27 protein-coding genes are annotated in these 25273 nt (G+C 62.4%); 13 read left to right on the top strand and 14 right to left on the bottom strand.

Annotated elements, in window-relative coordinates:
* The first annotated feature begins 71 nt into the window (after positions 1 to 71).
* The gene (locus F2P47_RS02025) at positions 72 to 2576 is read left to right on the top strand and encodes a cation-translocating P-type ATPase (RefSeq protein WP_152214499.1); all 2505 of its coding nucleotides are present in this window, start codon (positions 72 to 74) and stop codon (positions 2574 to 2576) included.
* A gap of 13 nt (positions 2577 to 2589) precedes the next feature.
* On the opposite strand, the gene F2P47_RS02020 is transcribed toward F2P47_RS02025, so the two are convergent.
* Positions 2590 to 3192 carry a HupE/UreJ family protein gene (locus F2P47_RS02020; protein ID WP_152214498.1) on the bottom strand — a complete coding sequence of 201 codons (603 nt, stop codon included), beginning with the start codon at positions 3190 to 3192 and terminating at the stop codon, positions 2590 to 2592.
* A 137-nt stretch (positions 3193 to 3329) separates the two neighbouring features.
* Between F2P47_RS02020 and F2P47_RS02015 the strand changes: the two genes are divergently transcribed.
* The gene (locus F2P47_RS02015; protein WP_152214497.1) at positions 3330 to 3524 is read left to right on the top strand and encodes a DUF2061 domain-containing protein; all 195 of its coding nucleotides are present in this window, start codon (positions 3330 to 3332) and stop codon (positions 3522 to 3524) included.
* Positions 3525 to 3530: 6 nt separating this feature from the next.
* Here the strand turns inward: F2P47_RS02015 and F2P47_RS02010 are convergent, their stop codons facing one another.
* A complete protein-coding gene (locus tag F2P47_RS02010) occupies positions 3531 to 4151 on the bottom strand; it encodes an NUDIX hydrolase (protein WP_152214496.1) in 621 nt (206 codons plus the stop codon).
* Positions 4152 to 4375: 224 nt separating this feature from the next.
* On the opposite strand from F2P47_RS02010, the gene ald reads away from it, so the two are divergent.
* The 3 genes from ald (at position 4376) to rpmF (ending at position 6413) form a co-directional block, all read left to right on the top strand.
* The gene (ald, locus tag F2P47_RS02005) at positions 4376 to 5494 is read left to right on the top strand and encodes an alanine dehydrogenase (RefSeq protein ID WP_152214495.1); all 1119 of its coding nucleotides are present in this window, start codon (positions 4376 to 4378) and stop codon (positions 5492 to 5494) included.
* An 87-nt stretch (positions 5495 to 5581) separates the two neighbouring features.
* Positions 5582 to 6025 (top strand): SPOR domain-containing protein, encoded by a 444-nt coding sequence (locus F2P47_RS02000; protein ID WP_152214494.1) that lies wholly within the window; start codon positions 5582 to 5584, stop codon positions 6023 to 6025.
* 202 nt (positions 6026 to 6227) lie between these two features.
* Positions 6228 to 6413 carry a 50S ribosomal protein L32 gene (gene rpmF / locus F2P47_RS01995; RefSeq protein ID WP_152214493.1) on the top strand — a complete coding sequence of 62 codons (186 nt, stop codon included), beginning with the start codon at positions 6228 to 6230 and terminating at the stop codon, positions 6411 to 6413.
* Positions 6414 to 6501: 88 nt separating this feature from the next.
* On the opposite strand, the gene F2P47_RS01990 is transcribed toward rpmF, so the two are convergent.
* Positions 6502 to 7596, bottom strand: coding sequence for a M14 family metallopeptidase (locus tag F2P47_RS01990; RefSeq protein WP_185680895.1), 1095 nt, complete (start codon positions 7594 to 7596; stop codon positions 6502 to 6504).
* Positions 7597 to 7790: 194 nt separating this feature from the next.
* On the opposite strand from F2P47_RS01990, the gene F2P47_RS01985 reads away from it, so the two are divergent.
* Positions 7791 to 8183, top strand: coding sequence for a hypothetical protein (locus F2P47_RS01985; protein ID WP_152214491.1), 393 nt, complete (start codon positions 7791 to 7793; stop codon positions 8181 to 8183).
* A gap of 60 nt (positions 8184 to 8243) precedes the next feature.
* Here the strand turns inward: F2P47_RS01985 and F2P47_RS01980 are convergent, their stop codons facing one another.
* The 5 genes from F2P47_RS01980 to F2P47_RS01960 all read right to left on the bottom strand — a co-directional run bounded on the left by F2P47_RS01980 (position 8244) and on the right by F2P47_RS01960 (position 13716).
* Positions 8244 to 9101: an aminotransferase class IV gene (locus F2P47_RS01980; protein ID WP_152214490.1), complete on the bottom strand. Its 858-nt coding sequence runs from the start codon at positions 9099 to 9101 to the stop codon at positions 8244 to 8246.
* Positions 9098 to 9688 (bottom strand): anthranilate synthase component II, encoded by a 591-nt coding sequence (locus F2P47_RS01975; RefSeq protein WP_152214489.1) that lies wholly within the window; start codon positions 9686 to 9688, stop codon positions 9098 to 9100. The genes F2P47_RS01980 and F2P47_RS01975 overlap by 4 nt, the downstream gene beginning before the upstream one ends.
* Positions 9685 to 11052: an aminodeoxychorismate synthase component I gene (pabB, locus tag F2P47_RS01970; protein ID WP_152214774.1), complete on the bottom strand. Its 1368-nt coding sequence runs from the start codon at positions 11050 to 11052 to the stop codon at positions 9685 to 9687. Before pabB ends, F2P47_RS01975 begins: the two co-directional genes overlap by 4 nt.
* Positions 11053 to 11114: 62 nt before the next feature.
* Entirely contained in the window at positions 11115 to 12647 is a 1533-nt protein-coding gene (locus tag F2P47_RS01965) for a DUF7133 domain-containing protein (protein ID WP_185680894.1), read from the bottom strand.
* 34 nt (positions 12648 to 12681) lie between these two features.
* Positions 12682 to 13716, bottom strand: a complete 1035-nt coding sequence (locus F2P47_RS01960; protein ID WP_152214487.1) for an alpha/beta fold hydrolase — start codon at positions 13714 to 13716, stop codon at positions 12682 to 12684.
* Between the two features lie 202 nt (positions 13717 to 13918).
* On the opposite strand from F2P47_RS01960, the gene F2P47_RS01955 reads away from it, so the two are divergent.
* The 3 genes from F2P47_RS01955 to F2P47_RS01945 all read left to right on the top strand — a co-directional run bounded on the left by F2P47_RS01955 (position 13919) and on the right by F2P47_RS01945 (position 15987).
* The gene (locus F2P47_RS01955) at positions 13919 to 14722 is read left to right on the top strand and encodes an SDR family oxidoreductase (protein WP_152214486.1); all 804 of its coding nucleotides are present in this window, start codon (positions 13919 to 13921) and stop codon (positions 14720 to 14722) included.
* Positions 14723 to 14802: 80 nt separating this feature from the next.
* Positions 14803 to 15624, top strand: coding sequence for an enoyl-CoA hydratase/isomerase family protein (locus F2P47_RS01950; RefSeq protein ID WP_152214485.1), 822 nt, complete (start codon positions 14803 to 14805; stop codon positions 15622 to 15624).
* Positions 15625 to 15630: 6 nt separating this feature from the next.
* Entirely contained in the window at positions 15631 to 15987 is a 357-nt protein-coding gene (locus tag F2P47_RS01945; RefSeq protein ID WP_152214484.1) for a DNA-binding protein, read from the top strand.
* Between the two features lie 10 nt (positions 15988 to 15997).
* Here the strand turns inward: F2P47_RS01945 and F2P47_RS01940 are convergent, their stop codons facing one another.
* Positions 15998 to 16336: a hypothetical protein gene (locus tag F2P47_RS01940; RefSeq protein WP_152214483.1), complete on the bottom strand. Its 339-nt coding sequence runs from the start codon at positions 16334 to 16336 to the stop codon at positions 15998 to 16000.
* A gap of 223 nt (positions 16337 to 16559) precedes the next feature.
* On the opposite strand from F2P47_RS01940, the gene F2P47_RS01935 reads away from it, so the two are divergent.
* Positions 16560 to 18272 carry a putative bifunctional diguanylate cyclase/phosphodiesterase gene (locus F2P47_RS01935; protein WP_152214482.1) on the top strand — a complete coding sequence of 571 codons (1713 nt, stop codon included), beginning with the start codon at positions 16560 to 16562 and terminating at the stop codon, positions 18270 to 18272.
* 24 nt (positions 18273 to 18296) lie between these two features.
* Here the strand turns inward: F2P47_RS01935 and phaR are convergent, their stop codons facing one another.
* Entirely contained in the window at positions 18297 to 18923 is a 627-nt protein-coding gene (gene phaR, locus F2P47_RS01930; RefSeq protein WP_152214481.1) for a polyhydroxyalkanoate synthesis repressor PhaR, read from the bottom strand.
* A gap of 266 nt (positions 18924 to 19189) precedes the next feature.
* On the opposite strand from phaR, the gene F2P47_RS01925 reads away from it, so the two are divergent.
* Positions 19190 to 20380 carry an acetyl-CoA C-acetyltransferase gene (locus F2P47_RS01925; protein WP_152214480.1) on the top strand — a complete coding sequence of 397 codons (1191 nt, stop codon included), beginning with the start codon at positions 19190 to 19192 and terminating at the stop codon, positions 20378 to 20380.
* A 113-nt stretch (positions 20381 to 20493) separates the two neighbouring features.
* Positions 20494 to 21219 carry an acetoacetyl-CoA reductase gene (gene phbB, locus F2P47_RS01920; protein ID WP_185680893.1) on the top strand — a complete coding sequence of 242 codons (726 nt, stop codon included), beginning with the start codon at positions 20494 to 20496 and terminating at the stop codon, positions 21217 to 21219.
* 47 nt (positions 21220 to 21266) lie between these two features.
* On the opposite strand, the gene F2P47_RS01915 is transcribed toward phbB, so the two are convergent.
* The 4 genes from F2P47_RS01915 to gloB form a co-directional block, all read right to left on the bottom strand.
* Positions 21267 to 21887: a YcbK family protein gene (locus F2P47_RS01915; RefSeq protein WP_152214479.1), complete on the bottom strand. Its 621-nt coding sequence runs from the start codon at positions 21885 to 21887 to the stop codon at positions 21267 to 21269.
* Between the two features lie 10 nt (positions 21888 to 21897).
* Positions 21898 to 22746, bottom strand: coding sequence for a polysaccharide deacetylase family protein (locus F2P47_RS01910; RefSeq protein ID WP_152214478.1), 849 nt, complete (start codon positions 22744 to 22746; stop codon positions 21898 to 21900).
* A gap of 72 nt (positions 22747 to 22818) precedes the next feature.
* On the bottom strand, positions 22819 to 23250 hold the full coding sequence (locus F2P47_RS01905; protein ID WP_152214477.1) for a cupin domain-containing protein: 432 nt from the start codon (positions 23248 to 23250) through the stop codon (positions 22819 to 22821).
* Positions 23251 to 23252: 2 nt separating this feature from the next.
* Positions 23253 to 24023, bottom strand: a complete 771-nt coding sequence (gene gloB / locus F2P47_RS01900; protein ID WP_152214476.1) for a hydroxyacylglutathione hydrolase — start codon at positions 24021 to 24023, stop codon at positions 23253 to 23255.
* A 259-nt stretch (positions 24024 to 24282) separates the two neighbouring features.
* On the opposite strand from gloB, the gene F2P47_RS01895 reads away from it, so the two are divergent.
* Entirely contained in the window at positions 24283 to 25188 is a 906-nt protein-coding gene (locus F2P47_RS01895; protein WP_152214475.1) for a hypothetical protein, read from the top strand.
* Positions 25189 to 25273: the final 85 nt, after the last annotated feature.

Below are 25273 nucleotides of genomic sequence, written 5' to 3'. Positions count from 1 at the left end.
GCAAGGATTGCCGAGCATGGACCGGATGTGCAGACTTCCGGTCCATATTCGGAAAGATGAGGGCGGCACCTATGCAGGAAGGGAAGGGGCCTCAGGGGCTTTCGGAGACTGAGGCCGCCGCAAGGCTCAAGGCGGAAGGGCCCAATCTCCTGCCGCAGCCCGACAAGCGGACCGTATTCCGCATTGCCTTCGATGTGGTGCGCGAGCCGATGTTCGGCCTGCTTCTCGGCGCGGGCGTCATTTACCTCATACTTGGCGATCATGAAGAGGCGCTCATCCTCCTCTGCTTCGCCTCCCTTTCCATTTCCATCGCCGTCATTCAGGAAACGCGCAGCGAGCGTGTGATCGAAGCCTTGCGCGATCTCACCAGTCCGCGCGCGCTGGTCATCCGCGACGGCCACGCAAAACGCATAGCCGGGCGCGACGTGGTGCGCGGCGATATCGTCATGCTGGCGGAAGGTGACCGCGTGCCCGCGGATATGCGGATGATTTCGGCAAGCGAGCTGCTGGTTGATGAGTCGCTGCTCACCGGCGAATCGGCGCCCGTGCGCAAGATCGCGTCGAGTCGCGAGGTCGAGGTAGTTCGTCCAGGCGGCGAGGATCTGCCCTTCGTCTTTTCCGGCACGCTCCTTGTGCATGGGCAGGGGACTGGCGAAGTCGTCGCGACCGGTCCCTTGAGCGAGATCGGCAAGATCGGTACAGCGCTCGGCGGTATTGAGACTGAAGAGCCGCCACTTCGCGCACAGACGGGATCGCTGGTGCGTGGCTTTGCGATCATCGGCGGTCTTCTTGCCTCCGCCGTCGTCGTTCTTTATGCGCTGACGCGGCATGATTGGCTCGGCGGTCTTCTCGCTGGCATCGCCATCAGCATGTCGATGCTGCCGGAGGAAATTCCGCTCGTCCTCACTGTCTTCATGGTGATGGGCTCGTGGCGCATTTCGCGCGCCCGTGTGCTGACGCGCCGCGCCTCGGCCATCGAAACACTGGGCGCGACCACGGTTCTCTGCACCGACAAGACGGGCACACTGACGCAGAACCGCATGACGGTGGCGGAACTGCGCGTCGGCGATTTCGTCTATCACATGGACGGAGAAGAAGTGCCCGCGCCGCTGAAGCGGTTGCTCGATCTCGGTGTGCTCGCCAGCGCGCAGGAACCTTTCGATCCGATGGAAAAGGCGTTCCATGCGCTCGCGACGCCGGATGGCGACTGGACGCTCGAACAGGGCTTCGGTCTTTCCTCGGAACTTCTGGCGGTCACTCAAATCTGGAAGGCGCCGGACAGACCCGGTTACATCATTGCCGCCAAGGGTGCGCCGGAAGCGATCGCGAAGCTCTGCAAATTGCCGGAGGAGGAGGTCGCCGCGATCCACCGCTCCGTTGACGACATGGCGGCAAAGGGCATGCGCGTTCTGGGACTTGCGGAAGGTGAACATGACGGGCCTATGCCATCGTCGCCCTTCGACCTCTCCGTGCGCTTTGCCGGTCTTGTCGGTCTTGCCGATCCCTTGCGTCCCGAAGCGAAGCAGGCCGTGCGCGAATGCCGCGCGGCAGGCATCCGCGTCGCCATGATTACGGGCGACTATCCGGCGACGGCCCGCAGCATCGCCGAGGAGGCTGGGCTCGATGTCGGCGATGTGCTGACAGGCGCCGAGATCGACCAACTCGACGACAAGGCGCTGCGTGAGCATGTGCGCCATGCGACTGTTTTCGCCCGCATCCTGCCCGAGCAGAAGCTCCGCATCGTTCAGGCGCTCAAGGCCAATAACGAGATTGTCGCCATGACGGGCGATGGCGTGAACGACGCGCCGGCGCTCAAGGCCGCGCATATCGGCATCGCCATGGGCGGACGCGGCACCGACGTCGCGCGCGAGGCGGCGGCGATCGTTTTGCTGGACGACGATTTTGCCTCGATGGTGAAGACGGTGCGGCTTGGCCGCCGCATCTACGACAATATCCGCAAGGCCATGGGCTATATCCTCGCCGTCCATGTGCCCATTGCCGGCGTCGCGATCGTGCCGCTCATCTTCGGTGGACCGCTCATTCTTACGCCGATCCATATCGCCTTTCTCGAAATGGTCATCGATCCGGTCTGCTCCGTAGTTTTTGAGGCCGAAGAGGAGGAGCCCAATGTGATGAGCCGCAAGCCGCGTGATCGGAACAGCCCGCTATTTTCCAGCAGCCTTGTCGTCTGGAGCCTTGTTCAGGGGTTTCTCGCGCTTGGCGTCATCATGGCCAGCTATGCGCTTGCCCTGAGTCGGGGCATGAGCGAGCCGGAAGTGCGGGCCGTCACTTTCGTCACGCTGGTGTTGACCAATATCTCGCTCATTTTCGCCAACCGTTCCTTCAGCACCTCGCTTCTGGGCGCGCTCAGGGCGCATAACAGGGCGCTCTGGCTCGAAATGGCGGCAGTGGGTGCCGTCCTCGCGGTCACTCTCTTCTGGCCGCCGGCGCGCGACCTCTTCCGCTTCGGTCCGCTTCATGCCGACGATCTGGCGGTGGCGGCTCTCGGGGGTATCGGCACACTGGTCGTTCTGGAGCTTCTCAAGCCATTCTGGCGGAGCCGCCTGACCGCGTGATTTCTCGTCCGACCTAGATGTGGCCCGCGAGAATGGCGATGCCGCAAAGCGCCATGGCGCCTCCTCCGAGGCGAAGGATGCGGGGGCTGTGGACATGGTTCATTCCACCGAGCGCGAGACCAAGTCCGATGCCGAGGCCGTGGAGGGCCACCGTCGCGAGGACGAAGCCCAATCCATATTCGAAGCCCGAGGCGGTTTCCGGCATCTCCGCGCCATGCGCATGGCCGTGGAAAACCGCGAAGAAGCCGACCACCGCCATCGCTGCCGAGGTCGGGGTGTCGAGGCTGAATGCAATGGCGGCCCCAAGCACGACGATGGAAAGTCCGATTCCGAATTCGACGAAGGGGATATGAAATCCCGTCATTCCCAGTGCGCCGCCCACAATCATCATCGATGCGAAGGAAAGCGGCACGAGCCAGAGCGCCCGCCCGCCGAGATGGGCGGCGAAGAGCCCGACCGCCACCATCGCCAGAACATGGTCGATGCCGCTGATCGGATGCGCGAAGCCGTGGACGAAGCCGCTGGCGCTGCCCATGCCGGTATGGGCCTCGGCGCTACCCGACGCGAGCAGCAGCGCTGCGGCGATGGACGGAAGGCGGAGAGGTATTTTGATCATCTTGCGCCTCGCGCTGGCAGTTCCGAAATGGTCATTTCCGCCGAAACCCTGCCTTTGCGGCCCGCCCTTGACAAGGGGCGCCCCTAGATTTAAATGATAATAGTTCGCAACAAAAGCCGAACAGAGGAGCGTTCATCATGCGTGCCGCCAGAAAAGCCGTTGCCTTCTCGGTTGTCCATTTCTTCGTTGGACTGGCCGTCGCCTATGCGCTGACGGGTCAGGCCGCCCTCGCGGCGAGCGTCGCGCTGGTCGAGCCTGCGGTGAACGCTCTCATCCACTTTGCGTATGAGAGCTGGCACGACGGCCACAATGGCGCCATGCGCGCGGCCTGAGGGGATTTACTTCCAGGCCCAGACAGGCTGCTCGAGATGTGCGACGCGTGTGGCCCGTCCGCCTAGTGCCACTTCCCGGAACTGGTAGAGCATGGCTGCCGTCGGCGCATGTACATGGCTTTCTCCGAGAAGGAGCCGGATCACCGGACGTTCGCTTTCGGGAATCGTGAGGAAGACCGGCGAATCCGGTCTTTCGAGTTCAGAGAGATGAAAGCGGTGGATCGACTCGACCTCGCCCGGATTGGGTTTCATCGCCCCGGTGTTTTTTGCCCAGACGACAACGGGCGTGATGACATAGCCGGATCGCGTCGGATAATCGTCGAGCGCACCGAGTACGGCTTCTTTCCCAACACTGAGCGAAATTTCCTCTTTGAGTTCGCGAATCGCTGCTTCGGTTGCCGTCTCGCCCGCGTCGAGCCGTCCGCCCGGCAGGGCCCATTGCCCCGCATGCGCGTTGAGGCGCGGCGCGCGGCGTGTCAGCAGGAAACTCGCGCCCTCGTCATGCGGCGCGATGGCGATGGCTACAGCGGCGCGTTTGAGGCCGCTCCCTTCATGTGCCTTGCGCTCGAAGTCTGACAGTCGGGATGCGATTTTTTCGCGCAGAGCTTCATCGAAAATATGTGTCATGTCTTTTTCTAGCACGTGGTCGAGAGGCTTCACGCTGTTTAATATATGGGCAATCTCTGTCACGAAAATGTGCGTCTGCGCCGTCATATGGCGAGGCACTGGTTATTATATTAAACACACACGCGAGATTTAACCGTTTGAGGATATTGGAAGGCCGTTGGTGCGGCGGTAGATTCAATCTGAAACGACGGCGTCTCGCCGTCCCGAACCAGTGAGAGGCCTCCATGCGCATCGGTGTTCCCAAGGAAATCAAGGTCCACGAATACCGCGTCGGCATGACGCCATCTGCCGTGCGCGAGGCAGTCTTCCACGGACACGAGGTTCTGGTGCAGAAGGGCGCAGGCTTCGCCATCGGCCTTCTCGATGAACAATATGTGGCGGCTGGTGCGAAGCTCATCGACACGGCGGAAGAGATTTTCGCCAGCGCCGACATGATCGTGAAAGTGAAGGAGCCGCAGGAATCGGAGTGGAAGCAGCTCCGCGAAGGCCAGGTGCTCTTCACTTATCTCCATCTCGCGCCAGATCCGGAACAGGCGCGCGGACTGATGAAATCTGGCGTTGTTGCAATTGCCTATGAAACGGTGACCGACGCGCGGGGCGGTCTCCCGCTGCTCGCGCCGATGTCCGAAGTCGCGGGCCGCATGTCGATCCAGGCTGGCGCGCATTGTCTCGAGATTGCGCAGGGCGGCCGCGGGCAGCTTCTCGGCGGTGTGCCGGGCGTTCCCGCTGCGAAGGTCGTTATTCTTGGCGGTGGCGTTTCCGGCACCAATGCGGCGCGCATGGCCATGGGCCTCGAGGCGCATGTCACCGTCATCGATCTCAATCTGCATCGCCTTTACGAACTCGACACGCGGTTCGGCCCGAGCCTCAACACCATCTACTCGACGGTCGATGCCATCGAGGAGCATGTGCTGGGCGCCGATCTCGTCATCGGCGCGGTGCTGGTGCCGGGTGCCGCGGCGCCGAAGCTCGTCTCGGAAGAGATGGTGAAAAATATGAAGAAGGGCTCCGTCCTCGTCGACATCGCCATCGACCAGGGCGGCTGCTTCGCAACCTCGCATCCGACGACCCATGCCGAGCCGACCTACGTCCTGCATGACGTCGTCCATTACTGTGTGGCGAACATGCCCGGTGCCGTGGCGCGGACCTCGACCTTCGCGCTCAACAACGCGACCTTGCCCTTCACGCTGGCGCTCGCCGACAAGGGCTATGCGAAGGCGCTTTCCGACAATCCGCACCTGCTGGCCGGCCTTAATGTCTACAAGGGCCAGATCACCTATCAGGCCGTTTCGGACGCGATAGGTGTTCCCTATGTGCCGGCGGCGCAGGTTCTCGCCCGTTGAGCCGGTTCGCGATGTGCCATAATTAAACACAAATTAACCCTATGGTTCCATTCTTCCTGCGGATTTCGACAGCAGGGAGAATGAGCCATGGGGCGTACACGCAGAAATGAGCTGTTCTGGCTTCTTCTGATCGCGGCTTGCATCGCGCTTTTCGTCTACCAGCGCGAGCAGCATGGCCGGGTGCGCCATGATCGCGTGGCCGCGGTCGCTCAAGACCCGAACGCAGATATCGTTACCGGCTCCATCGCGGAGAAGCCCGCGCGGAAAACGCAGCCGGTCGGGCGCTATTATGTGCCGCTGGGCTCTTATGGCTCCATCGACCAGGCGACGCGGCGCTACCTCGACGTGGCCCAGCGTTACCCGGCCCTCGAACGGGACAACAAGCTCAAGATCAATACGGTCAAGCTGAAGGGCGATGGCACATTCCACAGGGTCAGAATGGGGAATTTCGTCAGCGAGCGCGAAGCTCGCGCGGCCTGCGGCCGGGCCGGCTTTTCGGCGGCCCAATGCCCGGTGGTCGCTACGCGCTAGGCGGTGGCCGGCGCGAGGGGGCCAAAATCCTCTGCCGAAGCCCGTAGACTTTCGGCCCGCTTTGCCTGTATAAGGCCCGCCAATGGCCGTTGCCCTCCCGGGCGAGCGGGCCAATGCGATTTCACAAGCCTTGCCCAAGAGCCGGTCCCAAGCGGGTCGCGAGCCCCGGGGTTCAGGCATTGCCAGACCGGAGACCCGAGAAATGGCCGTCCCCAAAAGGAAGACTTCCCCGTCGAAGCGCGGCATGCGCCGTTCGGCCGATGCGCTGAAGCAGCCGACCTATGTCGAGAACCCGGATTCGGGTGAGCTTCATCGTCCGCACCATGTCGATCTGAAGAGCGGCATGTATCGCGGCAAGCAGATTCTGAAGCCCAAGTCCGACATCTGATCAAGTCCGACATCTGATTTCGTTCGTCCCTCCGGGGGCGGATCGACGTTCAGGGCGCCAGCGGGAAACCGCCGGCGCCTTTGTCGTTCTAGCTGCTCGCAAGCCCTTTTAGGGCATTGTCGACATGGCGGGCCGCCTGTTCGTGGATCGTCTCGGCCCAGTCCGCTTCCTCGACGAGGAAGACCGCGCGCATCTCCCGCGCGATTTCGCGGCCCTGCGGGCTTTCCGGGTCGCCATGCCGGTAGAGCCAGTTATCGGCCTGAAGCGCCGCGCCCACGCGATCCTGCGGCACGGTGCCATATTCGATAGAGATCGCCATGGTCTGACGCTGCTTGCCGTCCGAGGCGAGAAGGTCGATCAATGCGCCCTTCATCGTGCCGCGCACATCCGCCGAAACCGATGTGCCGGCACTGGTCGAGCGCACATCGGGCCCCATCCATTTGACACCAAGTTCAAAGACTGGATGACCCGGCGCTTCGGTACAGAGAAGTTCGCCCGCGCCGCGCTCGCCGAGGCCGGTATGAATGTCGATGAAGGCAAGCGTCTGTCGCGTCAGGAATTCGCGCTCGAAAATGCCACGCATGACGCGGTTCGACCAGCTTGGGTCCCGGCCCCCGTAGAAGAGCCCATCGGGATGCGTGTATTGGCCTGTGCTGAGCGCGGCGACAAAGGCTCCGAGCCCATGTGTACGGATGAATTCGCTCTGCGCCGCGCGTGACTTCGCGCGCGTCTCCTCGGTCCATTCGCGGGGCACCAGCGCGTTGTGGAGAAGGGCGTAGCCCGCGTTTTCGGGAAAGGGTGGGGCTGCGAAATTGCGGTTGAGGTCGATATTGTCCTCGTTGACCCGCCGTCCATGCGCGAAGCCCCAGGGATTGACCGCGTGGATGAAAAGAAGCGCCGTGTCGGCGGGGAGCCGCTCGCCCAACCCTTCCTCGAGCAGCTTCGACTGGATGGCGGAGCCCGTATAGCCCTCGATGCCATGCGTACCGGAGGTCATGGCGAGGAGCTTCGGCGCGTCGGCAGGGCCGATGAACGCGGTATCGATGGCGAGCGCCCCGCCATCCGGGCCTCGCAAGGGATGGGCCTCGCTTGTCAGCCTCGCCCCGGCCGCCTCGGCGGCAGCAAGGAAGCGCGCCCGCGCCTCGGCGTAGCTCTGGGCAAAAGCCCCGTTCGTTGCCCTCATTTGCCGTCCCCTCCGTCGCGTTTCTGCATTTTTGTCTGCTTTATCTGTGCCAACCAAAATCTGCGCCATCCAAACATGGGGTCTCCCGCCCGCCAAGCCCGGAAGGCAGGGGCAATTTCCCCTGTCTGTGCTATATTGGCACGCATCTTGGCCGAGCGGGGGGCGTTCGGCGACCAACGGGGGGGATTTAGTCAATGCTCGGATCGCTGCCGCTCATGGCGCTCGTCGTCATTGCCTACAACGTCGTCGTATTCATCAGCGGCGCCACGCTGGAAACGGGCGTGTTTTCCATCGCGCTGATTTCGGGCGCGGTCTGGACCGTCAATGTCGGCGACATCATTCTCATCTTCGGCCTGGTGCTGCTTTTCCTCGAGATCATCAACGCGACGCGCACCGGCACGCTCACCATCGTCAATCACGGATTGTCGATGCTGGTGCTGCTGGTTGCCGTGGTCGAGTTCATCGTGCTGCCGCAGTTCGGCACGTCGGACTTCTTCCTGATCGTGATGCTCACGCTGCTCGATGTGATTGCGGGCTTCACCGTCACCATCACCTCGGCACGGCGCGACTTCTCGGTCAACGAATAGGATTTGATTGAGCGCGACTTGATCTCAGAACCGCAAACATGTTTGCGGATCGCACTTCAGTCAAAACTCGTCGGCCTCTTCTTCCTCGACTTCGAGGAGAAGTTCGTAAGCTGCCTGCAGGCGCCCGGTCATTCGATGGGGCGCAAGCTCGTTCGTTTCGATGCGCGAAAGCGGCACCAGCCCCATGAGGCTGTTGGTGAGGAAGATGCCTGAGGCGCGGGCGAGGCGCTGCGGCATGATCATGTCCTCGACGAGTTCGATCCCGAGCCGGACAGCAAGGTCGATGACGGCGGCTCGGGTTACACCTGGCAGGATGCCGCATTCTTCCGCAGGCGTGACGAGTTTCTCGCCCTCCCAGAGAAAGACATTGGCGACGCTCGCGCAGGAGAGATAGCCCGAGGTGTCGAGCATCAGCGCCTCGTCGGCGCCGCGGGCCCGGGCTTCCTCGCGCGCCAGCACATTGTCGAGATAGGGCACGGCCTTGAGGCGCGAGACGGGTGAAAGCGCATTGCGGCGCGGCGTCGCCACGATTGCCGTAAGAGACGCGGGCGGTGGAGGGCTTTCGACGGCGGTGATCAGAAGCGTCGGGATCGGATTTTCCGGCGGCACCAGACCGCGCGGTCCCGGCCCGCGCGACAGCGTGATGCGGAGCGCCACGCGCGGCTCGTCGCTCAAGCCATTCGCCTCGAGCAGCATTTCGCAGGCAATCGCGAGCAACCCCGTCGAAACGGGCACGGGTATGCCGAGAATGTTTGCGCCCGCCGCCAGCCGCACGACATGGGCGTCGAGAAAGGCGATGCGGCCGCGCCGTGCCAACAGCGTTTCGAAGAGAGCGTCGCCCAGAAGGAAGCCGCGGTCGCGAACGTCGATCCGCGCGTCACCCTCGTCGAGAAGTTCTCCATTGAGCCAGACGATCATGCGCGCCTCCTTGCCGCCATTCCGGCATCCGCATTCAGGAAATTCGCGAGCAACAAATGGCCGTGTTCGGTGAGCACGGATTCAGGGTGGAACTGCACGCCGTGGATCGGCGCCTGGGTGTGGGCGAGCGCCATCAGCGTTCCGTCTTCACTATGCGCCGTCGCGCGAAGCGGGCCTTCTTCGGCGAGATTGGCCACCAGCGAGTGATAGCGCGCGGCGGTGAAGGGGCTTGGCACCTTGCGGAATATCCCCGTCCCGTCATGCCGGATCCTGGCGGGTTTGCCATGCATGGGCGCCGTGCGCCGCACCGTGCCGCCAAAGGCAGCGGCGATGCATTGATGACCGAGGCAGACGCCGAGAAGCGGCACATGCGCTTCGGCTGCCGCGCGGGCGAGCGCGACGGAGATGCCTGCCTCGTCCGGGCCGCAGGGGCCGGGCGAAAGAATGATCGCTTCCGGTTCGCGGGCAAGTGCTTCCCCGACCGTGATCGCATCGTTGCGGACGACTTCACGCTCATAGCCCAACTCGCCGACATAGCGGGCGAGGTTGTGGACGAAGCTGTCGTAATTGTCGATCAGGAGGATCATGCGCCGACCTCCTCCGGTGCGCCCGCGATTTCGAGGCCGAGCGCGCGTGCCATGCCGCGCGCCTTGGTCAGCGTTTCCTCATATTCGGTGGCGGGGTCGCTATCCGCCGTGATGCCGCCGCCCGCCTGGAAGGTAATGCGATCGCCTTTCGTCACCATAGTGCGAATGGCGATCGATGTGTCCATCGCGCCGTTGAAACCGAGATAGCCGATGGCGCCGCAATAGGGGCCGCGCGTCGTCGGTTCGAGCTCTGCGATGATCTCCATGGCGCGGAGCTTCGGCGCTCCGGTGATCGAGCCGCCGGGGAAACAGGCGGCGAGAAGATCGACATGGGTTTCTCCTTGCCGAAGTCTGCCGCGCACTGTTGAAACAAGATGATGCACCTGCGCGAAGCTTTCCAGCGCGCAAAGCTTCTCGACCGTCACGCTGCCATCCTCACAGACGCGGCTGATATCGTTGCGCAACAGGTCGACGATCATCACGTTTTCCGCGCGATCCTTTTCAGACGAGAGAAGATCGGCGGCGAGCTTCGCGTCTTCTTCGAGCGTCGTCCCTCGCGGACGCGTTCCCTTGATCGGCTTTGTCTCGACCTCGCCGTTGCGTGTCAAAAGAAAGCGTTCGGGCGAGGAGGAAACGATCGCGCCTTCGCCAAAATTGAAAAAGGAAGCGAAGGGTGCGGGGCTCGCTTCGCGCAGGCGCAGATAGAGATCATAAGGCGTGTCGCCATCGGCGAGCCGCGTTTCGAAACGCTGCGAGATGTTCGCCTGGAAAATATCGCCCGCGTAAATGTAGTCGACCACCTTCGCCACCGCGCGTTCATATGCGTCGCGCGTGAAGTTCGCGCGCAGCATTGCCGCCGCGCGAACGCGATGCGGCACTGGCGCCGTCGCCGGCGTGAGGCGCTTCCGCAAGGCGTTGGCGCGTTCGGAACTGGGTGCGACGAGCCATGCGCGATGCTCGGCATGATCGAAGGCGAGAACAGTGTCGTAGAAGCCGAGTGCCATAACGGGAAGATGCTGGTCGTCCACCGCGCGCGGCGTCACGCGCGGGTGCTCCAATGTCCGGCCGAGATCGTAGCCGAAGAAGCCGGCGGCGCCCCCGGTGAAAGGCGGAAGGTTCGGATGGGCTGGCGCTTTGCGCGTGGTCATCCGTTCCCTCAGCAGCGCGAAGGGCGAGCCTCCGTCGCTTTCGCGCCAGACCATGGTTTCGAAAGGATCGAGCGCGATGAAACTCCAGTGCCCATGCAGCGCCGGGTCGCGGCCAGGCGCCGCCGTCGCACTGTCGAGAAAGAGCGCGAAAGCCTCGTCTGCGAACGCATGAAACAGCTCATGCGGCGCGGCCCATGGAAATTCTTCGATATGCATGTCGGACAAATGCGACGGACCTCGCTGGAAGCAAGACCAACCGAACCTTCACTCTAGCTCCCTCATTCGTATGTGGCGAGAACATAGGCCGCGATGGCCATGCGTTCATCCTCTTTCAGCTGCGAAAAGCGGGGCATGGCGGCCGGCGGTGTCACTAGCAGCCGGGCAATGTCCTCGCGGTTGTAGCGGGCGACGATGTCTTTCAGCGGCGCGAGCGGCCTGTCGCCGCCGTGGCAGCTCCTGCAGCCCTCCGTGTCGAACAGGGCCTCTCCGTGCAGCACCTCGCGGGCCGGCAGCGTTTCGCCGGAATTCTCCGGCTCTTGCTCGGCTTTTGGCTGTGGCGCAATGGGCACGGGCACGACGGGCGGCGTCGCCCGCGCCGGGGCGGGCATTGCGGGTTCAGTGGGTGAGGGTGTCGCCGCGCCGTAGCTCACACGATAAATGACGCCCGCATAATCATCAGAGACATAGATTGCGCCGTCCGGTCCTTCGGTTGTGTCGACGGGGCGGCCGAGCACGTTCTGATCCTGCAGGAAGCCCGTTATGAAAGGGGCGGCGGTGATGGTGCCGTCCGCCGCCCAATGCACGGACATGATCTGGTAGCCTTGCTTCTGTGAGCGGTTCCAGGAGCCGTGCAGCGTCACCAGTGCGTCGTTCCGAAGGCCCGGCACAGGGCCGTGAATGAACTTGACCGATAGCGGCGCCATATGTGCGGGGAAGCCATAGGCAGGCGGTACGGCGCTGGCAACACGCGGATCGGGGGTCTGGCCGAAATCGGGGTCGGGCACGTTGTTCCCATAGCGGAACGGCCATCCATAGAATTTGCCCTGCTCGATAAGGTTCAGTTCTTCGGGCGGCAGATCGTCGCCCAGCAGGTCGCGCCCGTTGTCCACGCCCCACATCCGGCCTCGCGCGTCCCAGTCGAAGCCCACTGTGTTGCGCAAGCCCTCGGCGTAGATTTCGGCGACCTTGTCGTCCGGGCGGAAGCGCAGGATCGCGGCGCGGCGATTGTCTTTTTCGATGCAAACATTGCAGGACGACCCGACACTCACATACATCCAGCCATCAGGCCCCATGCGCAGCGTGCGCGACCAGTGGTTTCCGTCGGCGGGAAGGCCGGTGATGATGCGCTCGACGACGCCCGTGAGCTTGCCCGTGGCCTCGTCGAAGGGAACGCGCAGGATTGCGTCGGTCTCGGCGACATAGAGATAGCCTCCGTGGATTTCGATGCCGTGCGGGCGGTCGAGGCCGGTGAGCAGCGCGCGGATTGCGCCACCACGTCCCGTCTTCTTGGTGTCGCGGCCGATCAGCGCGATCTCGCCCTTGCGCGGGATCGAGATCAGAAGGTCGCCGCCGCTCGTCCAACGCATGATGCGCGCCTGTCCGAGTCCGACCGCATAGCGGTTGACCTGAAACCCGTCGGGCAGATGCAGTTTCTCGCGCAACGTCCGTTCGGGCGCCGCGTCCGTGCCCCAGTTGAGAACATCATTGGGCATCGGCGCGTTGATGGTCCAGGCTGAAGGCCAGAGCTGGTAGGCGGCCGCGGCCGGAAGCCCGATCAGGACGAGAAGGCTGAAGAAGACTTTTCGCAGCATCCCGGTCTCCCGTCTCCCCATGCGCCTTGCGGCATTATCTCTGTGCTGGCGCCGCAGCCCCGCCTGATGGTCTCGCCTCGATCCGCATCGACGATTTTGTGCCTGCTGCGCCACCCTGTTGCCCGCCAAGGAAGTCGAGGATAAGGCCGCTCACGAGAGACGCACGAGAGAATGCGATATTGTGCCCGAGCCCGGGGTAGGAATGGAGTTGGGCGCGGGGCATCAGCGCCATCAGCTTTTTCGAGGTGCTGAAGGGCACGGTCTCGTCCGCTTCGCCCCAGACGACCAGAACCGGCCGTTCCGATCGCCCGGCTTCGGCATAGTCGACCTGCGCGCTATCGAGCGGATAGTGACGGATGGTTGAAACCAGCGCATCGCCATAGCCGCGATAGTCCATCTGGCGGTCGAAATCGGCAAGGAAGCGGACGGGATCGGGCGCGGATTTGGCCTCATCGGCGGCAATGTCGTGAAAAATCCGCAGGCCGAACATGCGCGAGACCCACTCTCCGATGATCGGACGGGCGAGAATACCGTCCTTGAGCTTCGGTGTAACTCCAAGTCCCGCGGGCGCGATGAGTGTGAGCGAGCGGACACGCTCCGGGTGCCGGGCGGCGAAGATGACGGCGGCTGTGCCACCCATCGAATAGCCGACGAAATGCGCGGGCGCCGCAAGGCCGAGCTTGTCCGTGAGGTTCAGGATCAGCCTGTCCGTAAGGTTGGCGTCATAGTCCACGGCAGGCCGGTCGGAGAGGCCGCGGCCGTAATTGTCGAAGGTGAGGACGCGGTAGCCCGCATCCGTCAGCGGCTTCACATAATCGTTGAAAACGAAGGATGGCAGCGAAAAGCCGTGAATGAGCACTACGAGCGGCCCGTTCGCCGGGCCTTCGAGCCGGTAATGCACTGTGCCGTCCGGGAGTTCGATGAAGGCATGGGCGAACCCCTGCTTCTGGAGCGCCTCGCGCAAATTGGCGTCGAGCGCTGGCTTGGCCCGGCCCGCCGCCCAATAGAACACCAGCAGGATCAGGAGGATCGCGGCCACGATCGCAGCCACGCCTTTGAGGATCGCCATTCTTTCTTGTCTCCGCCTCCGCCGCGACGCAGCGGCAGGCTGGGCATTCTAGAGAGTCCCGCCGGTTGCCACAAATGCGGACAGGTCTTGTTCGTCTTCGGGTCTTGCAGGGGTCGGCGAGTGCAGGCTTGATGCTCGCCAGCAAATAAGGAATGCGCTGGCGATTGGAACCGGCGCCCGAATCGAAAGCAGGAAGGACACTATGACTAACGCATTCAAGGACAAGGTGCTCGCGGGTAAGGTCGCCTTCGTGGCGGGCGCTTCGAGCGGCATCAATCTCGGCATTGCGCAGCATTTCGCTCGGGCGGGCGCCAAGGTCGCCATCATAAGCCGCAGCCATGACAAGATCACGGCAGCGGCCAAGACCATCACCGACGAAGGTTTCGAGGCGATCGGCATGGTCGCAGATGTGCGCGACTTCGACTCGGTCGACAAGGCGCTGAAGGCCACGCATGACAGGTTCGGCAAGATCGACATCGTGATCTCGGGCGCCGCCGGCAATTTCGTCGCTCCCGCGCTGGGCATGTCGTCCAACGGCTTCAAGACGGTCGTCGACATCGACCTCATCGGCACGTTCCATGTGCTGCGCGCCTCGTTCCAGTATCTGAACCGTCCGGGCGCATCGCTGATCTCGATCACCGCGCCGCAGGCGATCAACCCGTCGATGTTCCAGGCGCATGTCTGCGCGGCCAAGGCCGGCATCAACATGCTGACAAAGTGCCTCGCCATGGAATGGGGCCCGGCCGGCGTGCGCGTCAACGCGATCTCGCCTGGACCGATCGCCGACACGGAAGGCATGGCTCGCCTTGCGCCGACGCCGGAAGCCGAAGCACATGTGAAGGCGCGTCTGCCTCTGCGCGACTATGGCACCAAGACCGACATCGCCGACATGGCCATGTTCCTGTCGACCGACAACGCCAAATACATCACCGGCTCGATCATCGACGTGGATGGCGGAACGAAGCTCGGTGACGCCAGCGCCAACGCTCTCGCGGCGTTCAGCTGATTGGCGTTGGCGCCCATGGCTCTTGCCCCGCGATTTTATGAGGCTAGGCTTGCTCTCATAAAAATAATGGGGAGGAAAACATGTATGCGAGGGCGCCGATACCGACATCCGAATTTGAATGTCTGCGTTATGAGGTTCGCGATCATGTCGCGGTGATTACGATCAACCGGCCTGAGCGGCGCAATGCGCTCAACCGTCGGGCATATGACGAAGTCGAATGCGCCTTCCGCGCCGCGGCCGCAGACGCAGATGTTCGCTGCGTCGTCATCACCGGCGCCGATCCCGCCTTCTGCTCTGGCGAGGATGTGAAGGAAATGATGACGGGCCAGCAGCATGATGCGAGCGTGGCGAGCCTCACCCGCATCAGGCCGGAGCCGACGCCCGCCGCCGTCGCCGCGCTCGAATGCGACAGGCCTGTCATCGCCGCCGTCAACGGGTCGGCGGTCGGCTGGGGCATGGAACTGTCGCTCTTTGCCGATATACGCATCGCGTCCGAGCAGGCGAAGTTCGGTGAACTCTTCATCAAACGCGGACTCATCTCCGATGTGGGCGGGCTCTGGCGCCTGCCCGCGATCGTTGGCCCCGCGAAGGCGGCGGAACTTCTTTTTACAGGCGACATCATCGATGCGCAGGAAGCCTTTCGGATCGGCCTTGTTACCGAGGTCACGGCACATGGCGACTTGATGGAGCGTGCCATGGCAATGGCGGGCCGCATCGCGGTCAATCCGCCGCTCGCGCTGCGCTATATGAAGGAAGGCTTGCGCCGTACCGCCAATGGCGATCTGCGTGAGATCGGAAGCTGGGTCAGCGGTACGCTGGGCCGCCTCTTCCAGACGGAGGATCATCGCGAAGGCGTCGCAAGCTTCATCGAAAAGCGGGCGCCGGTGTTTAAGGGACGTTGAGGACCCATGGCTCTTTTCTTCGATCAGGAATGGTTCGACGCGAAGCTCAAGACGAAAGGCCGGACGCGGGATGATGTTGCCGCCGCGCTCCGCCTTTCCCGCGAGCAAGTGGACGAGGTCTTCAAGGATCAGCGCGAACTTTCGTCCAATCATGTAACGATGCTGGCGCGGCTTCTGGAAGAACCCATTACCGAAGTCGTCTCCCGCGCCGGCATTGCCACGCCGACGCCCGCGCCAAAGTCGCCGGGCGACAGCGCGGCGGTTCTGGCAAAGCTCGATGAGATGGAACAACGCCTCATCCGCATGGAGCGAGCGATTGCGGATCTGCAATCGCTCATCATCGCGACGCGTCCGCTGGGCTGACTTCAGGTCTTCAGAATTTTCGGTCGACTATGCGCAGGCGGAGCGTTTCGGCCAGAAGGTCCGGCAGCATATCCGCCGTGATATAGGCGCTGGTTGCGCGCTGCCGCTTGCGGTCCTTGCGCTGGGGCGAGCGGGTCCAGGGGAAACTCTGATCGACATATTGAGCGAGGAAGGCAGCGACGGGGCGAAAGCTCTGCGGCGCGCGCGTGCCGGACATGCCAGACGCGAAAAGGCCGGCACGCAAGGACGCAGGCTGCGCCTCCGCGGCCTGCTGCCTCTGCGCGCGCGACGTATCCTTCCTTCCCGTTGAAGGCGATTGCGCCGATGTGCCGATACGCCTGATTTCCATATCTTCGTCTGTCCCGCTCGCATGTCTCCTGCCGCAACAGGGAGCAAGAAACCTGCCACGACGTGCCGCGGTTCCATTAACCACGTTTGTTAAAACTTTAGTCGCCACGTCGCTTGGCGGAATCTTAAGACCTCGCGCCGAAACTGCAACCTGCTCAACGGATCGCCCAGAAGGGCGCGATGGCACCGGATCGCCGGATCAATCGAGCAGGTGAGGCCAAGACGTGGACAGTGATACTTTCAGGCCCGGTCATAAGCCGGAAAACGTGCCGGCGCGGCGTTCGACCGATGTCGTCAGCGCCGTCGGCGACGTCGCCTACCGCTGGTCCATCAAGGATGACCTGATCGAATGGGGCGAGGGCGTCGAGTCGCTGCTCGGCGTCGCCAATCCGGAATGCTTCAGGACGGGCCGCGCTTTCGGCGCCCGCTCCATGTCCCAAAAAGGGGCGAGCCGCTATGAGGCGGTAATGTATTCGCGCGAGAGCGATAACGGCTCGGGTGTGCGCTACGAAATCGAATATCAGCTTCTGGACGATTACGGCGGATTGCGCTGGGTCGAGGACCGCGGCCGCTGGTTCGCCGACGCGGAAGGCAAGCCCGAAGTCGCGGTCGGCGTGCTGCGCGCCATCGACCAGCGCCGCGTACGCGACGACCAACTCGTCCGGCTGTCGACTTATGACGAGCTCACGGGCCTCCTCAATCGCGTGCGCTTGAAGGGCGAACTCGCCGACGTCGTTGTGCAGGCGCGGGCACCTTCCGCATTTCTGCTTCTCGCGATCGACAATCTCGCCCGGATCAACGATTCCTACGGTTTCGATGTCGGCGATGAGGTCATTGTCGGCGTTGCGGAACGGTTGCGCGGCCTTTCACGCAGGGCCGACGCGCTGGGCCGTTATTCCGGCAACAAGTTCGGTGTCGCGCTCAGGAATTGCAGCCCGGAGCGGCTTTCCATCATTGCGGAGCGGATGCTCGCTTCCGTGCGCGACCAGGTGATTCAGACATCGCGCGGGCCTGTGGCGATAACCATGTCCGGCGGCTGCGTTTCGCTGCCTTTCCATGCCCAGACGGTTGAAGCCGCGCTCGCCCATGCGGAAGAAGCACTGATGTCCGCCAAGCAGACGCATCGCGACAGCTATGTCGTCTACACACCGTCGCGTGAACGCGAGAAGACGCGTCAGCGCAATATAGACATTGCGGACGAGCTGATCTCCGCGCTGAATGACCGGCGCATCTGCCTCGCCTATCAGCCGATTTTCTCATCGCAGTCGGGCGAAGTGGAAATCTATGAATGCCTGATCCGTCTCATGCGCGAGGACGGCAGCATCATCGCGGCGGGCAATTTCGTGCCGATAGCGGAAAAGCTCGGCCTCATCGGGCTTCTCGACTATCGCGTCATGGAGCTTGCGATCGAAACGCTGCGCGCACGGCCCGACGTGAAGCTCGCGCTCAACGTGTCGGGACGGACGACAAGCGACCGCATGTGGCTCGACGGGCTTGTGGCGCAGTTGCGCGCCGACCTGAGCCTTGCAGCCCGCCTCACAGTTGAGATCACCGAGACGGTCGCCATTCAGGACATTGCTGAAACGGCGGACTTCGTTTCGCAGCTTCGCGATCTGGGCTGCCTGATTGCCATCGACGATTTCGGCGCCGGCTATACATCGTTCCGCAATCTCCGCGCGCTCGATGTCGATCTGGTGAAGATCGATGGTTCCTTCGTGCAGAACCTTCTCGAGAACCGGGACAACCAGTTCTTCGTCAAGACGCTGGTGGAGCTTGCGCATAATTTCAATCTGCCCACCGTCGCCGAATGGGTCAGCAATGCCGATGAAGTCGCGATGCTGCGCGACCTCGGCGTCGAATATCTGCAAGGGTTCTATCTCGGCGAGCCGCAGCTCACCTTGCCGGAACAAACGGCACAATCAACCGCGCGGGCCTGATCGGTTCAGGCCCGGCGCTGACGTCTATTTTTTGACGAGAGATTCGAGCTGCTCCTGCATGGCGGACATCTGCCGCTTCAGCTCTTCGATCTCACGCTCTCTCGCACTTGCGGTCGGCTCCGCTTCGCTTCCGGCAGCTTCCGGGGTCTGCTCCTCGTCAGGGCGCTGCGACTTGGTGCGCGGCGCAAAGGGCGAGAACATGCGCATGGCGCTGTCGAACATGGCGAAGTTCTGGCGGATCTGATCTTCGAACTGGCCGAGGCGCGGACCGCCGGTAAAGGCGCTGGCGATCTTCGAACGCATTTTCTCCTGCTCGCGCGAGAATGCGTCCATGCTGAGTTCGAGATAGGAGGGAATGAAGCCCTGGAGGCTGTCGCCGTAAAAGCGGATGATCTGGCGAAGGAACTTTATGGGCAGGAGGTTCTGGCCGCTCTTGCCTTCTTCTTCGAAAATGATCTGGGCGAGAACGGAACGCGTAATGTCTTCGTTCGTCTTGGCGTCATGTACGACGAAATCCTGCCCCTTTTTCACCATCTCGCAGAGATGATCGAGGGTCACATAGCTCGACGTCGCGGTGTTATAGAGACGCCGGTTCGCATATTTCTTGATGACAATGACGTCACCTTCCGTGGAGGCGGTTTTTTTTGCCACGGTTTGAATCTCTCCACTGATAGCAGCTCGCGCCGAGCGTGAGCCGCGCGATCGGAAACATCGTATTGGCGCCGTTTTCGGCGGTCATGCTCCCGGTCCCCCTCTTATTGCCGCTCATTCTGACGCGGTATTGTTGCAACGCGCAAGTCCCCACGTTGCATTGCACAGAAATCCGTTTACCGGGGGAGCTTGCTCGGGCATTCTTCAGCGATCTCCCGCAAGGCTCCATGTGGCATAGCCGGGGCCAGAAACTTCTGAGGAAAGTCATGAGCAATTCCGACACCGGTGTAGTCATCGTCGGCGCGGCGCGCACGCCCGTCGGTTCGTTCAACGGCGCTCTCTCGAGCATGCCTGCGCATGAACTCGGCCGCATCGCCATCGGTGCAGCGCTGGAGCGCGCGGGCGTCGACAAGTCGCAAGTTTCCGAAGTCATCATGGGGCAGGTCCTGCAGGCGGGGCAGGGGCAGAACCCGGCGCGTCAGGCCTCGATCAATGCGGGCCTTCCGGTCGAAGTGCCGGCCTGGGCCGTCAACCAGCTTTGCGGTTCCGGTCTCCGCGCGGTTGCGCTCGGCTATCAGGCGATCGTCAATGGCGACAGCGAGGTCGTGGTCGCCGGCGGTCAGGAAAGCATGAGCCAGGCGCAGCACGCGGCCTATCTGCGTTCGGGACAGAAGATGGGCGATATCCAGTTCGTCGACACGATGATCAAGGACGGCTTGTGGGATGCGTTCCACGGCTATCACATGGGCCAGACGGCGGAAAACGTCGCCGCGCGCTGGCAGATCACGCGTGAGGAGCAGGACGCTTTTGCCGTCGCCTCGCAGAACAAGGCCGAAGCCGCGCAGAAATCGGGCCGCTTCAAGGACGAAATCGTTCCCGTCACGATCAAGACACGCAAGGGTGAGACAGTCGTCGCCGATGACGAATATATCAAGCCGGGCACGACGCTCGAAAGCATCAAGGGGCTGAAACCTGCCTTCCAGAAAGAGGGTGGCACGGTGACGGCGGCCAATGCCAGCGGCATCAATGACGGCGCGGCGGCTCTCGTTCTGATGAGTGAGGAACGCGCGAAGAAGGAAGGCCGCAAGGTTCTGGCGAAAATCGTGTCCTGGGCGCAGGCCGGTGTCGAGCCCGCGTTGATGGGTTCAGGCCCGATCCCCGCGGCACGCGCGGCGCTGAAGAAGGCGGGCTGGTCGGTTTCCGATCTCGATCTCGTCGAAGCGAACGAGGCCTTTGCGGCGCAGGCGCTTGCCGTCAACAAGGATCTCGGCTGGGACGTGTCGAAGGTCAACGTCAATGGCGGCGCGATTGCTCTCGGCCATCCGATCGGTGCGTCCGGCGCGCGCGTTCTCGTCACGCTGCTCCATGAGATGGAAAAGCGCGACGCGAAGAAGGGCCTTGCGACGCTCTGCATCGGCGGCGGCATGGGTATTGCCCTCTGCGTCGAGCGGAGCTGAGGCGAAATTTGCGGCAATGTCCGTTTACGGATGGTTATCGCGGGGTGAAGAGGGTCGTGGGCGGCGACGGGGGTCGCAAGCGTCACGAATAGCGAGGAAGAGGTTCTCGAGAGATGGCTAAAGTTGCAATTGTGACCGGCGGTACGCGTGGCATTGGCCACGCGATTTCGGTCGAACTGAAGGCGGCGGGTTATACGGTCGCCGCCATTTACGCCGGTAACGACGCCGCGGCGGAGGCCTTCTCGAAAGAGACGGGCATCAGGACCTACAAGTGGGATGTCGGCGATTACGACGCCTGCGTGGCGGGCATCGCCAAGGTCGAGGCCGATCTCGGACCGGTCGACGTGGTCGTCAACAATGCGGGCATCACGCGCGACGCGACGCTGCACAAGATGACGCCGCAGCAGTGGCGCGATGTCATGCGCGTCGATCTCGATTCGATGTTCAACATGTGCCAGCCGCTCATCGAAGGCATGCGCGAGCGCGGCTATGGGCGCATCATCAACATCTCGTCCATCAACGGCCAGAAGGGGCAGATGGGCCAGACGAATTATTCGGCAGCCAAGGCGGGCGTCATCGGCTTTACCAAGGCGCTGGCGCAGGAAGTCGCGAAAAAGGGGATCACAGTCAATGTGATCGCGCCGGGCTATATCGACACCGAGATGGTCGCCGCCGTGCCACCCAAGGTGCTCGAGAGCATCATTGCGACGATCCCGGTCGGGCGCCTGGGCAAGGCGGAAGAGATCGCGCATTGCGTCGTTTTCCTTGCCGATGAGAAAGCCGCCTTCATCACGGGCGCGACCTTCACGGCGAACGGCGCTCAGTACATCGCCGGATAAGACTTATCGCGTCATGCCCCGCTTCATGCGGGGCATGACGTCGAATCCTATCCCTTCTGCTTCTCCACCTGCTCGCGGTCATATTGTTCCGCGCGATCGAGGCGGCCATGGGCCGGATAAACCCAGGTGTCCGGCGGGCCGACATCGACATGCACGAATGGGTGCTTCACGGGGTAGAAGCCAACGCCGCCCTTGTTCAGCTTCTTCGCCACGCGATAGATCATTTCCGGATCGGAGAAATCCTGCGTCAGGTCGAGAGCCATGCCGCGCATGTGGAAGCTTGAAGGATCGACACCATCGGAATGCGCCGCAAGCCAGGCATTGGTGCTCGCCGAGCGAAAGCCGGACATGGCGTAGAGCGGCTCGTTCGACGGCGTCAGGCTGTCAATCTCCCATAGAAGATCGAGAAGGGCGGTGTGGATGGGCGTCGTCTCGCCGGTGCGTAGATCGCGCATGAACCAGTTGATGCGCGCGCGCGCCTCGTCAATGTAGGCACCATCCGCCCAATAGGTGATCTTCAGCTTCTCGCCGGAATTGAGGCTCTGCATGTTGAGCGTGCGCTTGTAGGGCGCATTGGCTTTGACGATGGCGGGCGCGGCAATAATACCGGCCGCGCTGACTGTCAGCGCAAGCGCCGCGCGTCTCGTGAGGCCGGATTGCTTTTCCATGCAGCGCTCCTCATTGCAGCGAATGCGGATGGCCGATCAGCGCGTCGGGTGCGTTCGCCGCAAGCGTTCGACCGTTCTTTTCGGGCACGAGCTGCACGAAGCGATAACCGCGCTTTTCCAGCGTTACGATGAGGTCGGAGAGCATGTCCGCAGTATGCGGCTTCGTGTCATGCAGGATGAGGATTCCGCGGCCGACCTGATCGATATTGGCAAGCGCGCGCTTATAGACCTGAGCGCTCGAAATCTTAAGCCAGTCGTCGGCGCCGAAATCACAGGAGACGGTCGCGATGTTGCGCGCGCCGAGCCAGCTGCGCAGCGTCTTCTCGTCGTTGAGCCCCGGAAAGCGGAAGAAAGGCGCGAGCCGTGCCTGCGAGGCGGGCGGGGCGCTGGCCAGCGCCGCCTCGACGGCGGCGAAGCCTTTCGAGATTTCGCGCTTTGCCTCGGGCTTCGGCAGGTGGCGCAGGTTGTTAGGGTGGAACCAGGTATGGGTGCCAATGGTGTGGCCCCGCGCCGCGACCTCGCGCACAAGGTCCGGCCGCGCATGCGCGTACCATCCGACCATGAAGAAGGTCGCCTTGATGCAATGACGGTCCAGAATGTCGAGCACACGCTCGGTCGTTTTAGGGTCCGGGCCGTCGTCGAAGGTGAGGGCGATTTCCTTCGGACCAAGCATCTGGCCCTTAGCATATTGCATCGTGCCATAGGCAGCGCCGCCCCGCGTCGGCAATGCGACGGTTGGCGTGTGGGCCGGAGCGCGTGGATCGGTCGGACAGGCGATGCCCTCCGCGCGCACGGGCCCGCTCAGGCCGAGCGAAAGCCCGGCCAGCAGGAAAGCCGCCATCAGCAAAAGAGGTTTCAAGGTTTGCGCCCCCGGGTCTGGTCCGGTGAGCTTAGCATTGTCCCAAAACGGGAAAAGTGAAACTTCGCTGCCCTATTCGCCGGGCCGCCAGCCTTTTTGGGCCATTTCGAAGCCCGCGAAGTCGAAACCGGGAGCAACGGTGCAGCCGACCAGCGCGAAGGCGCCGAGCGGTTCCGCCGCCTGCCAGTGCCGGGCTGGCACCACGAGCTGCGGCCTGTGGCCCTGGGCAAGGTCCGGGCCGAGCACAAGGCGAGCGGCGAACTGGCTGTCTGGCGAGACGGAAAGGGCGAGCGGCCCGCCCGCATACCAGTGCCAGACCTCCGCCGCATCGACCCGATGCCAATGCGAGCGCTCGCCCGCCTTCAGCAGATAATAGATCGCCGTCGAATGGGCGCGCTCGCCCGCATGGTCGCGAAAGGTTTCGCGGAACCAGCCGCCTTCCGGGTGGGGCGCGAGATCGAGCAGGCGGATGATCTCGTCGGCGTCGAGCGTGGCGATTTCCATCGTCAGAACTTGTCCTTGCGCGCCCGCGTCTCGGCAAAGACATCCACGTCGGCGGCGTTTGTCAGGCCGATGGTCGCGCGAAGATCGGCGCTCGCGGCGCGGAGAAACGGGTTCGTCGCCTTTTCGAGCGCAATGGTGGTCGGCACGGTCCATTCGCCGCGCGCCCGCTTTTCGTCGATCTCGCTCGCGCGGGCGACAAGCGCCGCATTATGCGGCTCGACGGTCAGCGCGAAGCGGGCGTTGGACTGCGTATATTCATGGGCGCAATAGACGGTCGTGTCGTCCGGTAGCGCCATGAGCTTGCCGAGCGAGGTCCACATCTGCGCGGCCGTACCCTCGAAAAGACGCCCGCAGCCAAGGGCGAAAAGCGTGTCGCCGACGAAGACGACATGGTCATCTGCGAAGTGATAGGCGACATGACCCCGCGTATGTCCCGGCACCTCGATGACACGGGCGCGTGCCGATCCGACTTCTACGATATCGCCTTCGCCGACCGCGCGGTCGATGCCGGGGATGAGATCCTTCTCGCCCTTCGGACCGATGATCGTGCAGCCGGTCTTTGCCTTCAGTTCGGCATTCCCGCCCGCATGGTCGAAATGATGATGCGTGTTGAGGATATGCGTCAGCCGCCAGCCGGTCGTGTCGAGCGCGTTCAGGATCGCCGCCACCTCGGGCGTGTCGATCGCCGCCGTGGCGCCCGTCGCGGAGTCATGGACCAGATAGCCGTAATTGTCCTTCAGCGCGGGGAATTGATAAATCTGAAGCTTGGCCATGAGGATCGGCTTTCCTTAGTTACGCACTTTTTCAAAGTAGTGCGGACCGCACCAAAATTAAATTCTAATCCGAAAATCTCTAACTGGTATTGACGCTGAGCATTCGTCATGTAGCGTGTGTGAAGCGGAGACATCTCCCGCGCCGTCCACATTGGCGAAGCCTTAGGGGCAAGGATGTTTGGCTGATCGTGGCTCTCTTTCGAGTGCGCGTCAGGGTTTAGTGGACATACCCGTGGTTACGCGCCTTGAGAGGATGACCATGAGGCTATTTTTTCCGAATCTTACGCGGCCCAAGAAGGCAGCGAAGCATATCTCCAAACGCCTAAGTGTCTCTCTGTCTGTAGCGCAGAAGGGCATTGCACAAGCATGTGGATATCGTGACTGGTATGATTTTGAACAAAATCATACTCAGGGCGCCGAAAGCTTGCTGGATCAGGAATTGACAAAGGCAGACTTCATTGAGCGCCAAGCTTCGTTGACGATCATGTTGGCGAATGCAGTCGGGGTTCCTGACGGCGATGCCCAATATGCCTTGGCAGAGTCAAGGCTCTCGGGTGATCTGCCATGCAGCCTTATTGATCAGATCGAGGTTCGTTTGGAGTGCTGGCGCCGAACGGTGCTACCGCCCGCCGGTCGACGAATGCGCGGCGCGGTTGGTACATTGAGGTCGCCGGGGCGAAACGGAGAGGCCGTTATTTTGCGGTGCTTTGATCGCGTCACGACGGTTATTACTGAGAAAAACGTCGGGACCGTTGCCGACTTTGAATATATTTCGCCGCAGAATCCTCCGCCGATGTTTCTCCCGATGCGTCTCTACCTGCCGTACGGATATTGGGTCGAGGAAGACGGCGCTAAGGTTCTCTTCTCGCGTGACTATAAGCCGCTGTGGCGTCTCCGAGCAGGTGCGGAACCGCATAGGCTGGAGCCATCGCTCTGGATAAAATGGCGCAGTCAGGTTTTCTTGTGGGATGAAGGGCGGTCGCCATGGAACTCGCCGCAACTCAAAACTGATATGGAGAGGTTTCTACAAGATTGTGGAGCTCTTGCGCTGCCGATACTTGCGGATGCGCTTCCAATTTTGATCAAGAATGACGAGGTGGCCAATTTTGCGGGTTCTGTTGAGCCGTTGCAGCAGCAGAGATTAGAGGCATTGACGTGCCACTGAGATTTTCGTCCAGAAGGATTTAGAGTCCGGCCCTATGGAAGGGAGACGGACGATGAAGAGGCAGCGTTTTACGGAAGAGCAGATC

The sequence above is a fragment of the Parvibaculum sedimenti genome, from assembly GCF_009184905.1.
Classification (GTDB): Bacteria; Pseudomonadota; Alphaproteobacteria; order Parvibaculales; family Parvibaculaceae; genus Parvibaculum; species Parvibaculum sedimenti.
The sequence above is the reverse complement of the archived record's forward strand: the minus strand, read 5'-3'. Positions and strand labels throughout refer to the sequence as shown.

Excerpts from the sequence above, each read along its gene's own strand:
- F2P47_RS02025 (WP_152214499.1), top strand. The coding sequence starts at position 72 with ATGCAGGAAGGGAAGGGGCCTCAGGGGCTTTCGGAGACTGAGGCCGCC.
- F2P47_RS02020 (WP_152214498.1), bottom strand. The coding sequence starts at position 3,192 with ATGATCAAAATACCTCTCCGCCTTCCGTCCATCGCCGCAGCGCTGCTG.
- F2P47_RS02015 (WP_152214497.1), top strand. The coding sequence starts at position 3,330 with ATGCGTGCCGCCAGAAAAGCCGTTGCCTTCTCGGTTGTCCATTTCTTC.
- F2P47_RS02010 (WP_152214496.1), bottom strand. The coding sequence starts at position 4,151 with ATGACACATATTTTCGATGAAGCTCTGCGCGAAAAAATCGCATCCCGA.
- ald (WP_152214495.1), top strand. The coding sequence starts at position 4,376 with ATGCGCATCGGTGTTCCCAAGGAAATCAAGGTCCACGAATACCGCGTC.
- F2P47_RS02000 (WP_152214494.1), top strand. The coding sequence starts at position 5,582 with ATGGGGCGTACACGCAGAAATGAGCTGTTCTGGCTTCTTCTGATCGCG.
- rpmF (WP_152214493.1), top strand. The coding sequence starts at position 6,228 with ATGGCCGTCCCCAAAAGGAAGACTTCCCCGTCGAAGCGCGGCATGCGC.
- F2P47_RS01990 (WP_185680895.1), bottom strand. The coding sequence starts at position 7,596 with ATGAGGGCAACGAACGGGGCTTTTGCCCAGAGCTACGCCGAGGCGCGG.
- F2P47_RS01985 (WP_152214491.1), top strand. The coding sequence starts at position 7,791 with ATGCTCGGATCGCTGCCGCTCATGGCGCTCGTCGTCATTGCCTACAAC.
- F2P47_RS01980 (WP_152214490.1), bottom strand. The coding sequence starts at position 9,101 with ATGATCGTCTGGCTCAATGGAGAACTTCTCGACGAGGGTGACGCGCGG.
- F2P47_RS01975 (WP_152214489.1), bottom strand. The coding sequence starts at position 9,688 with ATGATCCTCCTGATCGACAATTACGACAGCTTCGTCCACAACCTCGCC.
- pabB (WP_152214774.1), bottom strand. The coding sequence starts at position 11,052 with ATGCATATCGAAGAATTTCCATGGGCCGCGCCGCATGAGCTGTTTCAT.
- F2P47_RS01965 (WP_185680894.1), bottom strand. The coding sequence starts at position 12,647 with ATGCTGCGAAAAGTCTTCTTCAGCCTTCTCGTCCTGATCGGGCTTCCG.
- F2P47_RS01960 (WP_152214487.1), bottom strand. The coding sequence starts at position 13,716 with ATGGCGATCCTCAAAGGCGTGGCTGCGATCGTGGCCGCGATCCTCCTG.
- F2P47_RS01955 (WP_152214486.1), top strand. The coding sequence starts at position 13,919 with ATGACTAACGCATTCAAGGACAAGGTGCTCGCGGGTAAGGTCGCCTTC.
- F2P47_RS01950 (WP_152214485.1), top strand. The coding sequence starts at position 14,803 with ATGTATGCGAGGGCGCCGATACCGACATCCGAATTTGAATGTCTGCGT.
- F2P47_RS01945 (WP_152214484.1), top strand. The coding sequence starts at position 15,631 with ATGGCTCTTTTCTTCGATCAGGAATGGTTCGACGCGAAGCTCAAGACG.
- F2P47_RS01940 (WP_152214483.1), bottom strand. The coding sequence starts at position 16,336 with ATGGAAATCAGGCGTATCGGCACATCGGCGCAATCGCCTTCAACGGGA.
- F2P47_RS01925 (WP_152214480.1), top strand. The coding sequence starts at position 19,190 with ATGAGCAATTCCGACACCGGTGTAGTCATCGTCGGCGCGGCGCGCACG.
- phbB (WP_185680893.1), top strand. The coding sequence starts at position 20,494 with ATGGCTAAAGTTGCAATTGTGACCGGCGGTACGCGTGGCATTGGCCAC.
- F2P47_RS01915 (WP_152214479.1), bottom strand. The coding sequence starts at position 21,887 with ATGGAAAAGCAATCCGGCCTCACGAGACGCGCGGCGCTTGCGCTGACA.
- F2P47_RS01905 (WP_152214477.1), bottom strand. The coding sequence starts at position 23,250 with ATGGAAATCGCCACGCTCGACGCCGACGAGATCATCCGCCTGCTCGAT.
- gloB (WP_152214476.1), bottom strand. The coding sequence starts at position 24,023 with ATGGCCAAGCTTCAGATTTATCAATTCCCCGCGCTGAAGGACAATTAC.
- F2P47_RS01895 (WP_152214475.1), top strand. The coding sequence starts at position 24,283 with ATGAGGCTATTTTTTCCGAATCTTACGCGGCCCAAGAAGGCAGCGAAG.